The sequence below is a fragment of the Mesorhizobium sp. M7A.F.Ca.CA.004.04.2.1 genome (assembly GCF_004022825.1).
In the GTDB taxonomy this organism is placed as follows: Bacteria; Pseudomonadota; Alphaproteobacteria; order Rhizobiales; family Rhizobiaceae; genus Mesorhizobium.
This window is the reverse complement of record NZ_RZPH01000049.1, coordinates 1-13,046: the sequence shown is the minus strand read 5'-3', so window position 1 is coordinate 13,046 and position 13,046 is coordinate 1. Positions and strand designations below refer to the sequence as shown.

The 13,046-nt window shown below is 64.5% G+C and carries 10 protein-coding genes; 4 read left to right on the top strand and 6 right to left on the bottom strand.

Annotated features, from left to right (window positions below):
- Positions 1–160 precede the first annotated feature (160 nt).
- Positions 161–1,123: a LysR family transcriptional regulator gene (locus tag EN893_RS04230; protein WP_236383353.1), complete on the bottom strand. Its 963-nt coding sequence runs from the start codon at positions 1,121–1,123 to the stop codon at positions 161–163.
- A 278-nt stretch (positions 1,124–1,401) separates the two neighbouring features.
- Between EN893_RS04230 and EN893_RS04225 the strand changes: the two genes are divergently transcribed.
- The 3 genes from EN893_RS04225 to EN893_RS04215 are packed head-to-tail and all read left to right on the top strand — an operon-like array spanning position 1,402 to position 6,002.
- On the top strand, positions 1,402–4,332 hold the full coding sequence (locus EN893_RS04225) for a molybdopterin oxidoreductase family protein (RefSeq protein WP_164749455.1): 2,931 nt from the start codon (positions 1,402–1,404) through the stop codon (positions 4,330–4,332).
- Positions 4,329–5,063 carry a 4Fe-4S dicluster domain-containing protein gene (locus EN893_RS04220; RefSeq protein ID WP_127267783.1) on the top strand — a complete coding sequence of 245 codons (735 nt, stop codon included), beginning with the start codon at positions 4,329–4,331 and terminating at the stop codon, positions 5,061–5,063. The genes EN893_RS04225 and EN893_RS04220 overlap by 4 nt, the downstream gene beginning before the upstream one ends.
- Before the next feature lie 3 nt (positions 5,064–5,066).
- Positions 5,067–6,002: a dimethyl sulfoxide reductase anchor subunit family protein gene (locus EN893_RS04215; protein WP_127267784.1), complete on the top strand. Its 936-nt coding sequence runs from the start codon at positions 5,067–5,069 to the stop codon at positions 6,000–6,002.
- 6 nt (positions 6,003–6,008) lie between these two features.
- Here EN893_RS04215 and pdeM read toward each other — a convergent pair whose 3' ends face one another.
- The 5 genes from pdeM to EN893_RS04190 form a co-directional block, all read right to left on the bottom strand.
- Entirely contained in the window at positions 6,009–6,725 is a 717-nt protein-coding gene (gene pdeM / locus EN893_RS04210) for a ligase-associated DNA damage response endonuclease PdeM (protein ID WP_127267785.1), read from the bottom strand.
- On the bottom strand, positions 6,722–9,271 hold the full coding sequence (locus EN893_RS04205) for a ligase-associated DNA damage response DEXH box helicase (protein WP_127270393.1): 2,550 nt from the start codon (positions 9,269–9,271) through the stop codon (positions 6,722–6,724). The genes pdeM and EN893_RS04205 overlap by 4 nt, the downstream gene beginning before the upstream one ends.
- Before the next feature lie 201 nt (positions 9,272–9,472).
- Entirely contained in the window at positions 9,473–10,333 is an 861-nt protein-coding gene (locus EN893_RS04200; protein ID WP_164748718.1) for an NlpC/P60 family protein, read from the bottom strand.
- A 29-nt stretch (positions 10,334–10,362) separates the two neighbouring features.
- Positions 10,363–10,713 carry a MarR family winged helix-turn-helix transcriptional regulator gene (locus EN893_RS04195; protein ID WP_013533675.1) on the bottom strand — a complete coding sequence of 117 codons (351 nt, stop codon included), beginning with the start codon at positions 10,711–10,713 and terminating at the stop codon, positions 10,363–10,365.
- Positions 10,714–10,786: 73 nt separating this feature from the next.
- A complete protein-coding gene (locus EN893_RS04190) occupies positions 10,787–12,151 on the bottom strand; it encodes a M17 family metallopeptidase (RefSeq protein WP_127269471.1) in 1,365 nt (454 codons plus the stop codon).
- Between the two features lie 116 nt (positions 12,152–12,267).
- On the opposite strand from EN893_RS04190, the gene EN893_RS04185 reads away from it, so the two are divergent.
- On the top strand, positions 12,268–13,046 hold a 779-nt coding region (locus tag EN893_RS04185), incomplete at its 3' end, for a tetratricopeptide repeat protein (RefSeq protein WP_128361415.1).

Genomic DNA, 13,046 nt, shown 5'->3' with positions numbered 1-13,046 from the left:
GGTGCCGCAGGCATCCGTCATCGAAGGCGACATGTTCGGCTCGGTCGGACTTGGCCTGGCGCTGGATGCGCAGCGAAAGTTCGGTTGACCGGGTCCATTGATATTCAGGTGATGCCGGCCTGCAAATGGCTGATACCTGCGCTTCCGGTGCTCACGTACTTTAAGTACGCTCCGCTCCGGTTCTCGGCATCAGCCATTTTCGACTCGGCCTGACCTGAATCTCAGCGAACCCTCGCCGTTGATCCGACGTACCCAGATGCGCCTTGAGCGCAATCTGGGCCAGGCTTGCCTGGCGATCGCGATGGGTGATCATGGCGAAGTCGCGTTTCGGCAGTTGGAGCGGCACCGACCTCAGACTGCCTTCGGCCACGGCGCGTGCCACGACAAGTTCGGAAATGATGGTGGCGCCGGCCCCCGCCTCGACGGCCTGGCGAATAGCTTCATTGCTCGGCAGCACCAGGAATATCTGGAGGTCGGCGAGCGAAATCCCTTCGTGGCGCGCCAGATCCTCCAGCACCTCGCGCGTGCCGGAACCGCCCTCACGGATGATCCAGCGCAGGCCCTTGATGTCAGGGCGGCCGGGCGCGACTTCGGGGATCTCCGGATGCGCGCTGGCAACCACCAGGATCAGCCTGTCGACGTCGACCTTGGTGCGGCGCAATATGTCGGACTCGGTGCGCCCCTCCACCAGGCCGAGATCCGCCGCGCCATCGAGGACATTGGCCTCGACCTGCCTGGTGTTGCCGATGGAGACGCTCAGCCTGACGGCCGGATAGGCTTCGTGGAAGGAAGCCAGCCGGCGCGGCAGCCAGTAGCTGGCGATAGTCTGGCTGGCGGCGATCGAGAGGCTGCCGGTGACGGTCTGCGAGACATGCTCCAGCACATTGCGCGCGGCGGCGGCCCGCTCGAGCACGGCCTTGGCCTCGGGCAGGAACCGGTGGCCGGTCTGGGCAAGCTCGATGTTGCGGCCGACGCGGTTGAACAGATGGACGCCGTGCTGTTCTTCAAGCGCCCGGATGGCGGCCGATGCGGCCGACTGCGAAATGCCCAGCAATTCCGCCGCCTTGGTCATATGGCCGCGCTCGGCGACGGCGACGAAAATGCGCAACTGGTCCAGGGTCATGCCTGTATTAAGAACCAATATCGATCGAATTTACAAGAACAACTGATTAGACGGATCGGTAGCTTTATTCTAAGTTTCCTCGTGAAGTTAGAAAAAATTCGCCGAGAGATCGCAGAGAGCAGAATGATCGGGCGGTTCAGATCCCTGCTTGCGCATTGGACCCGCGGCATAAGACGGCGGCTGGCCGGCGATCGCTACCACCCGGAAGAGCATTACATGCGCGGCCCCGGACCGAAGACGCGGGCCAAATCCATGGGCCGTACAGGCGCCACCGGATCATGATGCAGGGACCGCCGCGCGGCGCGAATTCGGCACCATCGCAACGCCCGCTTGCCGACACGCGGGCGCCTGACGAAGGCGACGGCGTCGACACCTCGCCTGATGTTTCCGACAGCATCGCCAAGACGACCTGCTACATGTGCGCCTGCCGCTGCGGCATCGACGTGCACATCAAGGATGGCAAGGTCCGCTACATCAACGGCAACAAGGACCATCCGGTCAATCGCGGCGTGATCTGCGGCAAGGGCAGCTCCGGCATCATGCAGCACTACGGTCCGGCAAGGCTGAAGAAGCCCTTGCTGCGCAGCGGGCCGCGCGGCTCCGGCGAGTTCCGCGAGATCGAGTGGGAAGAGGCGTTTTCGATCGCGACGGAACGGCTCTCGGCCATCCGCCGGACCGACCCCAGGAAGCTGGCCTTCTTCACCGGCCGCGATCAATCCCAATCCTTGACCGGCTGGTGGGCGAGCCAGTTCGGCACGCCGAACTTTGCCGCCCATGGCGGCTTCTGTTCGGTCAACATGGCGGCCGGTGGTCTCTATACGATCGGCGGTTCGTTCTGGGAGTTCGGTGAGCCCGACTGGGACAACACCCGGTATTTCATGCTGTTCGGGGTCGCCGAGGATCACGATTCCAACCCGATCAAGATCGGCCTCGGCAAACTCAAGGCGCGCGGCGCCAAGGTCGTCTCGATCAACCCGTGCCGCACCGGCTACAATGCCATTGCAGACGACTGGATCGGCATTCGGCCCGGCACCGATGGGCTGTTCGTGTTCGCGCTCATCCACGAATTGCTCAAGGCGGGCCGCGTCGATCTCGATTATCTGCTGCGCTACACCAATGCCCATGTTCTCGTCGTGCAGGAGCCGGGTGCCGCCGATGACGGGCTGTTCGTGCGCGACGCCGACGGAAATCCGCTGGCGTGGGACAGGGTTGCGAAGACGCCTGTCGGCGCCACCGATGCCAGTGCGAAGCCGGCACTGACGGGCAGCTTCACGATCGGCGGGCGCCGCTGCGTCCCGGTGTTCCAGCTCATCGCCGACCGCTACCTCGATGCAAGCTATGCGCCGGACGCGGTCGCCGAGCGCTGCGGCATTGCCGCCGATACGATCCGCAGGATCGCCGCCGAACTTGCGCATGTCGCCTTCGAACAGACGATCGAGTTGCCGATCGCGTGGACCGATTGGGCCGGGCGCCGGCACGAGACGATCAAGGGGCGGCCTGTCTCGATGCACGCCATGCGCGGCATCTCGGCCCATTCGAACGGCTTCCACACCTGCCGCGCCATCCATCTCCTCCAGGTGTTGCTGGGCACTGTGGATGTCCCTGGCGGCTTCCGTTTCAAGCCGCCCTACCCCCGCTCCGCGCCGCCAGGACCGAAGCCGGCCGGCAAGACCGTCAAGCCGATGACGCCGCTTGACGGCATGCCACTCGGTTTCGTCTGTGGGCCGGACGATTTGCTGGTCGATGAGGCCGGCACGCCGCTTCGCCTCGACAAGGCCTATTCCTGGGACGCACCGCTGGCGGCACACGGCCTGATGCACACCGTCATCCGCAATGCCTGGGACGGCGACCCGTACCCGATCGATACACTGATGATGTACATGTCGAACATGGCGTGGAATTCCTCGATGAACACCGTCGAGACCATCGCCATGCTGACCGACAGCGACGAAGCGGGCAACTACAAGATCCCCTTCATCATCTATTCCGATGCCTATTATTCCGAGACCGTGCCGTTCGCCGACCTCGTGCTGCCCGACACCACCTATCTTGAGCGGCATGACTGCATCAGCCTGCTCGACCGGCCGATCAGCCATGCCGACGGACCGGGCGACGCCATCCGCCATCCCGTCGTCGAACCTGACCGCGACGTCCGGCCGTTCCAATCGGTGCTGATCGAACTCGGCGCGCGGCTCGGCCTGCCCGGTTTCGTCAACGACGATGGCTCGGCCAGATATGCCGACTACGCCGACTACATCGTCAACCATGAGCGCACATCAGGCATCGGCCCGCTCGCCGGCTGGCGCGGCAAGGACGGGACGTCGACTGGCAGGGGCGAGGCCAACCCGGACCAGATGCAGCGCTACATCGACAATGGCGGCTTCTGGCACCACGATTTCGCCGACGACCAGCGCTATTACAAGATGGCCAACCGCTCCTATCTCGATTTCGCGGAGCAGATGGGCTTCATCCCCAAGGCGGAACCGATCGTCTTCCAGCTCTATTCCGAGCCGCTGCAGCGTTTTCGCCTGGCCGCACGTGGGCACGGTCACGTCTTGCCGCCAGAGGCCGATCGCCAACGCATCGAGACCTACATGGACCCGCTTCCGTTCTGGTACATGCCCTTCGAGGAAGCGGTCGTCGACCTCGAAAAATTTCCCCTGCATGCGCTGACGCAGCGGCCGATGCACATGTACCATTCCTGGGGATCGCAGAATGCGTGGCTGCGGCAGATCACCAGCCAGAACCGGCTGTTCGTGCATCACCGTACGGCAGCTGGCCTCGGCCTTGTCGACGACGACTGGGTGTGGATCGAAAGCATCAACGGCAGGGTGAAGGGGCAGATCAAGCTGATCGACGGGGTCAACGAAAGCACGGTCTGGACCTGGAACGCCATCGGCAAAAGGCGCGGCAGCTGGGGGCTGAAGGACGACGCGGCCGAGAGCAACCGCGGCTTCCTGCTCAACCATATCATCGGCGACCAGACCTCGGCTGACGCTCAGGGCAAACGCTATTCGAACTCCGATCCTGTGACCGGCCAGGCGGCATGGTTCGATTTACGCGTGCGCATCGTCAAATGCGCGGCCGAAGAAGCCGGCTTCACCGAGCCGCAATTCGAACGTTTCCAGCAGCCACCGCATTTCGAACCCTCGCCCGACAGGCTGACTTTCGGCGCCGAATTCCGCCGGGCAAGAGAGACGACTGAATGACCTGTCTGCCAAGCCAAAGCGACAAGAAACTCGGCCTCGTCATCGACCTCGATACGTGCGTCGGCTGCCAGGCCTGTGTCACCGCCTGCAAGGAATGGAACACCGGCGGCCACATGGCGCCGCTGACCGACATCGACCCCTATGGCGGCCATGTCGACGGCGTTTGGTTCAACCGCGTGCACGCTTACGAGCACACGACCGAGATGGGCGGGCGCACCGTCAACTTCCCGCGCTCCTGCCTGCATTGCGAGACACCGGCCTGCGTTACCGTCTGCCCGACCGGCGCGTCCTACAAGCGGGCCTCGGACGGCATCGTGCTGATCGACGAGGACAAGTGCATCGGCTGCAAATTGTGCAGCTGGGCCTGTCCCTATGGCGCACGCGAATTCGACACCGATGTCGGGGTGATGAAGAAGTGCACGCTGTGCGTCGACCGCATCTACAATGACAATCTGGCCGAAGAGGACCGCGTACCGGCCTGCGTCGCCGCTTGCCCGACCAGCGCCCGCCATTTCGGCGACCTCGGCGATCCCCTGTCGGCTGTGTCGCAACTGGTGGCGGAGCGCGGCGGTGTCGACCTGATGCCCGAGCTCGGCTATCGCCCGACCAACAAATATTTGCCGCCGCGCGCCCACACCGCGCGCGCCGCATCGGTGGCCGCGCCGGCATTGGAACCGGTGCGGGCCGAAGGCGGTTTCCTCGGCTGGGTCGACCGCATGCTTTCGAACTGACCCATGCATCCAGCCTTCTCCGTCGTCTTCTTCACCACCGCCACCGGCGCCGGCTACGGCCTGCTGGCGCTGCTGGGCATGTTCGGAGGCTTCCAGATCATCCCGCCTGATTTCTGGCTGGGCCTTGTCGGCATGGGCCTGGCACTCGGTCTCATCGTGGCCGGGTTGTTGTCTTCAACGGGTCACCTCGGCCGTCCCGAACGCGCCTGGCGGGCGTTCTCGCAATGGCGCAGTTCATGGCTGTCGCGCGAAGGCGTCGCCTCGGTCATCACCTTCATTCCGGCGGGGCTGTTCGGCATCGGCTGGGTGTTTCTCGGCCGCATCGATGGCTGGGTCGGCATCGCCGGATTTCTGGCTGCCATCGGCGCGGTCGTCACCGTCTGCACCACCGGCATGATCTATGCGTCGCTGAAGCCGATCGCCCAGTGGCACAGCCGCTTCACCCTGCCCGGCTACCTCATCTTTTCGGCGATGACCGGCAGCGTGCTGCTGAACGCGCTGCTGCAGGGCTTTGCGCTTGGTTCGAAGGTACAGCTGGCGGCTTGCCTGCTGCTGACCTTGTTCGGCTGGGGCTGGAAAGTGGCGACCTGGCGCTACAACGACCGATTGGAGATCGCGACCACCGCCAACACCGCAACCGGGTTGGCCGGCGGTACAGTGCGGTCGCTGGAATGGCCGCATACCGAGGAGAATTACCTGCTCAAGGAGATGGGGTTCCGCATCGCACGCAAGCATGGCGCGCGGCTGCGCCAGATCACGCAGGTTCTGGCCTTCGCGTTGCCCTTGGGGCTGCTCGCCATTGTGTTCGCCCTGCCAGGGCCGCTGGCAGCGTTGCTGTCGATACTTGCTGCTGCAATCCAGTTCGCTGGCATGCTGGTCGAGCGCTGGCTGTTCTTCGCCGAGGCGAAGCACACGGTTACGCTCTACTATGGCAGGTAAGGCTGTTTAGCCCGGCCGCAGCATCGAGCCGGAAATGGCAAAGATGCGTTGGGCGCCCAGCATATAAGCCATCAGCGTGTCCAGCCGGAACAGCCCGGCATAGGCGTGGTCGAGGACGTTGAGCGAACCGGTATAGGCGCCGAAGGCCGGCATGATCATGCGGCCGCCGTCGCCGGCAAAGCAGCGCCGCCTCACCGAGCGTCCCTGCTGGACTATGCGGGCGCAGGGATGCAGATGGCCCGCTATTTCGCCTTCGACACGCTGCTTCGACGGCTCATGCCGGAACAGCAGCGAGCCTATAGCAAGTTCACGCACCGTTTCGCCGGGCAGATCGGCTGGCGCTTCCGGGTCATGGTTGCCGGCGACCCAGAACCAGTCTCGGCCTGCCATCAGCGCTTCCAGCCGCTCGCGGAAGCTTGCATGCATACGCTGGGCGCCGCCGCCATCGTGAAAGCTGTCGCCCAGGCTGATGACGATCGACGGCTGGTAATCTGATATCACGGCCTGAAGCCGCAACAAGGTCGCGCCGGTGTCGTAGGGCGGGATCAGCGTGCCGCGGCGTGCCAGCGACGAACCCTTTTCCAGATGCAGATCGGACACGGCCAGAAGCCGCAGATCCGGAAAATAAAGCACGCCGCGTGGGTCGCAGACGGCGCGCTCGCCTGATATGCCGACAAGGTCGGCCTCGGCAATCAGCGATGTGCGCGCCAGCGAAAAATTCATTCCTCAGCCATTTCCGGCCCCATGGCCTCCTCGACCAAAGTCGCCGCATCCATCAAAAGCGTTTCATCGGCTTCGCCATGGACCGGCATCTTGCCGATCTCGAGCATGATCGGCACGGCGAGCGGCGATATCTGTTCGAGTGCCTTATGCACGATTCGACCCTGGATGCGCGAGAGCATGTCGGCAAGTCTACTGACATCGAGCAGGCCGGTGGCCGCATCGGCACGTGTCGCCTGAAGCAGGATGTGGTCCGGTTCATGGCTGCGCAGCACGTCATAGATCAGGTCGGTCGAGACCGTGACCTGGCGACCACTCTTTTCCTGGCCCGGATGGCGTTTCTCGATCAACCCCGAAATCAGCGCGCAATTGCGGAAGGTGCGTTTGAGAAGCCAGCTGTCGGCCAGCCAGGCTTCGAGGTCATCGCCCAGCATATCCTGGTCGAAAAGGGCGCCAAGCGAAGGCTTCCTTGCTTTGAACATCGCGCCCATGTCGCCCAATGACCATATCGCCAGCGCATAGTCGGTGGCGACAAAGCCGAGCGGCCTGGCTCCCGCCCTGTCGAGACGGCGGGTGAGCAGCATGCCGAGCGTCTGGTGCGCCAGCCTGCCCTCGAACGGATAAGCCACCAGGTAATGGCGGTTGCCTCGTGGAAAGGTCTCGATCAGCAGGTCATCGCGTTTGGGCAGCACCGATTTGTCGGCCTGGAATCGCAGCCAGTCGGCGACCTGCTCGGGCAGCTTCTTCCATCGCTGCGGGTCGTCCAGCATGATGCGGACCTGTTCGGCGAGATAGGTCGAAAGCGGGAACTTGCCGCCGCCATAGTAAGGCACCTTGGCATCGCTGCCGGGCGCGTTCGACACGAAGCATTCATTCTCGCGGATGCCTTCGAAGCGCAGCACCTTGCCGGCGAACATGAAGGTGTCGCCATGCGTCAACGTTTCGAGGAAGGCCTCCTCGATCTTGCCGAGAACCCGGCCGCCGCGCGAAGCCGCGCCTTTGCCGCCGGCCTTGATATAGCGCACATTCAGCGCCGGCACCTCGATGATGGTGCCGACATTCAACCTGTATTGTTGGGCGACGCGCGGATTGGACACCCGCCAGAACCCATCCTTGTTCAGGCGTATGCGGGCGTAGCGCTCGTAATTCTTGAGCGCGTAGCCGCCGGTGGCGACGAAATCGATGACGCGGTCGAATGTCGTCCGGTCGAGGCTGACATAGGGCGCAGCCGTTCGCACTTCCTCGAACAGGTCATCGGCACGGAATGGCGCGCCGCAGGCGCAGCCGAGCACATGCTGGGCCAGCACATCGAGCCCGCCATCGATCAAGGGAGGCGTGTCCTGCGCGCCGAGATAGTTGGCGTCGAGGGCGGCCCGGCATTCCAGCACCTCGAAGCGATTGGCGGGAATGAGGATCGCCTTGGACGGCTCGTCCATGCGGTGGTTGGCGCGGCCGATGCGCTGCGCCAGCCGGCTCGCCCCCTTCGGCGCACCGACATGCACAACCAGATCGACATCGCCCCAGTCGATGCCGAGGTCGAGCGTCGAGGTGGCGACGATGGCGCGCAGTGCGTTTTCCCCCATCGCCTTTTCGACGCGCCGGCGCTGGGCGACGTCGAGCGAACCGTGATGCAGCGCGATCGGCAAAGTGTCCTCGTTGACCCGCCACAATTCCTGGAACAGCAACTCCGCCTGGCTGCGCGTGTTGACGAACAGCAGGGTCGTCTTGTGGCGCTTGATCTCGCGATAGATTTCCGGCGTGGCGTAGCGCGCCGAATGTCCCGCCCAAGGCACGCGCTCTTCGGAATCGAGGATAGAAATCTCCGGTTTCGCACCCCCGGTGACGACGATCAGTTCGGCCATGCTATGGCCGGTCGAACCCTTGGGCGGATTCTGGCTGACCAGCCAGCGCCGCAACTCGTCCGGTTCGGCCACCGTCGCTGACAGGCCGATCGTCTGCAAGCCGGGGACAAAGCTGCGCAGCCGCGCCAGGCCGAGCGCCAGCAGATGCCCGCGTTTCGACGTCACCAGCGAGTGCAACTCGTCGAGCACGACGTAGCGCAGATCCTCGAAGAAGCGTCTTGCATCGCCTGCCGCAATCAGCAGCGCCAGTTGCTCGGGCGTGGTCAGCAGGATGTCGGGCGGCACCAGCTTCTGGCGCTGACGCTTGTGGGCGGGGGTGTCGCCGGTGCGCGTCTCGATGGTGACGGGCAGGCCGATTTCCTCCACCGGCTTGCCGAGATTGCGCTCGATATCGACGGCCAGCGCCTTCAGCGGCGAGATGTAGAGCGTGTGGATACCGCGACGCGCCTGGCCCGGCTTTCTCTTGGGCCGGTTGGCCAGTTCAGTGAGCGAAGGCAGGAACCCGGCCAGCGTCTTGCCGGCACCGGTCGGCGCAATCAGCAGGACTGATTGCCCGGCCTGGGCTTTCGCCAGAAGTCCAATCTGATGGGCGCGCGGCGACCAGCCTTTCTCGCCGAACCATCTGAGGAATGGTTCGGGCAGGGCCACGGCGGCATTCTGTTCGGCAAGGCGCGGCTGCTCTGTCACCCGCCAGAGGTAGCGCGACGGCGCGCGAACGCCAAGGAAAATCGGAACAAAAGGTGATCGAGGTGAGCTTTCCTCGCCCCGTTTACGGGGAGAGGATGCCGGCAGGCAGGTGAGGGGCAGCGCGAACCTTCAAATGCTGGCACTGCCTCTCATCCGCCCTTCGGGCACCTTCTCCCCGTGAACGGGGCGAAGGAAGAAAGGCTACGGCCTCCTGAACCCGGTCGGACCGCCGTAAAGATATCCGATGCGGGCGACGGCGTCCTTCAGCCCTTCGCGCGACACCAGCATGGTGTGGCCGTTGGCGTGGATCATCGTGTCGGCGTCGGTCATGACGGCGACATGGCCCTTCCAGAACACCAGATCGCCGCGTCGCAACCCGGAGAAATCAGGTCCCGGTTCGAGCGGCTCGCCAAGTGTCGCCGCCTGCATGTCGGAATCGCGCAGCACGTCTTTGCCGGCCATGCGCATCGCCAATTGCACAAGGCCCGAACAGTCGATGCCGAAACCGGAAGTGCCGCCCCAGAGATAGGGCGTGCCGAGAAACGCCTCGGCAACCGCGACATAGTCGGAGGCAGCTTCACTCAGCGGCCGCAGGTGGCTTGCGATCAACGCCTCGCCGGAAGGCAGGACCGCATAGTGCGTACCGCGCGTCTCGGCGGCCTCCGTCACCGTCACCGTCGATCCCATCGACAATTGTCCGGCGATCGGAAAGCGCAGATCCGGCCCGGGGTAGAGGAAGGTGCGCGGCACGCAGACGATGTGCGTCGGCGCATGGTCCCGTTTGCCCAGCATCGTGTCGGCGACGTAGCCGACATAGCCGTCGCGTTCGGCCTGGACCCAGGCCCAGCCCTCAGCGACATCGAAGACCAGGACATCGTCGCCGAACAGCGCTTGCGTGTTGACGCCGGCGTCCGGCCGCGGCGCCTTGCGCATATCGGCCACTGACGCGGTGACCCGCGCCGGCCGGCCGGCGACGAAGCGCTCGGCGGTGACCTCGCCCTTCAGCCTTGCATCGGCGAGATCGGAGCGAAAAGCGTGAAGGCGGGCATCCCTGGCAGTCAAATCGAACACTCTGTTGAAAGGTAATGCGCTCACATCGGCAGTTCGAGCGCCTTGGCGATGATACCATCGCCGAAGCGCTCGACAAAGAGCGCGCCCTCGACCGTGCGCCTGATCAGCACATTGCGCTTGTCGAGTTCATCGCGGTGACGCGAAACGAGTTTCAAAGCGCCCATCGTGTCGAGCGCGCGGGTGATCACCGGCTTGGTGACATTGAGGCGCGCGGCGAGCCCGCGCACGGTGTGCGGTGGCGGGTCGAGATAGATGGTGAACAGGATCGCCGTCTGGCGCATGGTCAGATCGGGCGCGTCGTCGCGCACCTGTGACAGCATCACTTGCTGCCACAGTCGCAAGGCCTGGCTCGGGCGCATAGCAATCGACATCGCGCCAGCATGACGGCAAATTGTTTCGGTTCCGTTTCAGTCGAGGCAATTTTGCCGGCTCCGCCTGCAACCGTCAGCCGTAGCGTTTCGCGATGATCCGCTCTAGGGCGCGGATGCCTTGTGCCTCGCCGCCGGCGGGGCCATGCGGACGATCGGCCGGGTTCCAGGCGAAGATGTCGAAATGCGCCCAGCCCTCGGTCTTTTCGACGAAGCGTTTCAGGAACAGCGCCGCCGTGATCGAGCCGGCGAAACCGTCTGATGTGACATTGTTGATGTCGGCGATTTTCGACGACAGTTTTGCATCGTAGGGCCGCCACAGCGGCATGCGCCACAGAGGGTCCTCGGCCGCGACGGAAGCCGCCGCAAGATCGGATGCCAGCGCTTCGTCACTTGTGTAGAACGGCGGCAGATCGGGGCCGAGCGCGACGCGGGCAGCCCCGGTCAGCGTCGCCATGTCGACCAGAAGCTGCGGCTCCTCCTCGTCGGCCAGCGCCAGCGCATCGGCCAGCACCAGCCGCCCCTCGGCATCCGTATTGCCGATCTCGACAGTGATGCCCTTGCGGCTCGCAAGCACATCTCCGGGCCGGAAGGCGTTGCCGGCAATCGAATTCTCAACCGCGGGAATGAGCACGCGCAGCCGCACATTCAGCCCGGCAGCCATGATCATCGAGGCGAGGCCAAGGACATTGGCAGCACCGCCCATGTCCTTTTTCATCAGCAGCATGCCGGACGATGGCTTGATGTCGAGACCGCCCGTGTCGAAGCAGACGCCCTTGCCGACCAGGGTCACCTTCGGCGCCCCTTGCTGCCCCCATCGCATATCGATCAGGCGCGGCGCGCCGGCCGACGCACGGCCGACAGCATGGATCATCGGGAAATTCCGGTCGAGGAGATCGTCACCCTTGACCACCGAGACTTCGGCCTTGTGCCTGGCGGCCAGGGTCCGCACCGCCTGCTCCAAATCTTCTGGACCCATATCGCTGGTCGGCGTGTTGACCAGATCGCGTGTCAGGAAGACGCCATCGGCGATGCGGCCTACGCGCCCGCCATCGACGCCTGCCGGCAGGCCGAAGCGCAGCGCCTTGCCTGGCTTCTTGCCGTAACGGGTGAAGACATAGCCGCCGAGCAGCAGCGCGGTCGCCGCGAGGTCCGGCTCGGCCGGCGCCGAGGCGAAATGCCAGTCGCCTTCCGGCAAGGCTTTCGACAGCGCGCCAAAGGCGAGCGCGCCTTCGCCATCGCCGATACCAAACAAGGCGCCGCCGAGCGCCCCGTTTTCGCCGGGCACGACCAGCGTCCTGCCTGCCTCGCCGGAAAAGCCGTTGGCCCTGGCCCAGGCGACAGCGGCCGGCGCAAGGCCGGCCGCGTCCAGACCGTCCCTGGCGATCAGATGGACCGGCAGCGCGCCCGGCAATGTCTTCCCGACGAGTTCGACAGGCATGCGATGTTCTCCGTGTGAGTCGCCGTTCTTAACCGTCCGTTAGGGTTAACAGAATATTTCTGCGGGAGGGAAGACGGCCACGCAATGGCCGCGCACGAATGGAGGCTTAGGTGGCCATGCCGACCAACCGCAGGATCAATGCCAGGGGAAAACGGCTCATCACCACGGCCCTTGTGCTGGCGCTGGCGGCCGGCGTCGCCGGCTGCGGAACCGACAAGCTCTCCACCGGCTCTATCGCACGCACCAGCGGCAAACCGCTTGAAAGCATGTCGGCCGGCGAACTGCACAATGCCACCGGTGCACTTGGCCAATCCTACGCGAAGAACCCCAACGACAAGCGGATGGCGACGAACTATGCGGCGGCGTTGCAGATGGATGGCGACGCCGACCAGTCGCTGGCTGTGATGCGCAAACTCGCCATCGCTTTGCCCAAGGATCGTGACGTGCTTGCCTCCTATGGCAAGGCGCTGGCCGCCAATGGCCAGTTCGAGGCGGCGCTCGACGCCGTGCGCCGCGCTCAAACACCGGAATATCCCGACTGGAAGCTGGTGTCGGCCGAAGCGGCCATCCTCGACCAGACCGGCCAGAAGGACGATGCGCGCCAGCTTTACCGCAAGGCGCTCGACCTTAAGCCGAACGAGCCTTCCGTGCTCTCCAATCTTGGCATGTCGTATGTGCTGGAAGGTGACCTGCGCACCGCCGAAACCTATATGCGCTCGGCCGCGCAGCAGCCGAATGCGGACAGCCGCGTCCGCCAGAACCTGGCACTGGTCGTCGGCCTGCAAGGCCGGTTCGACGAGGCCGAGAAGATCGCCTCGCAGGAGCTCTCGCCCGAACAGGCGCAGGCAAACGTCGCCTATCTCAGGCAGATGCTGGCCCAGCAGAATGCCTGGAG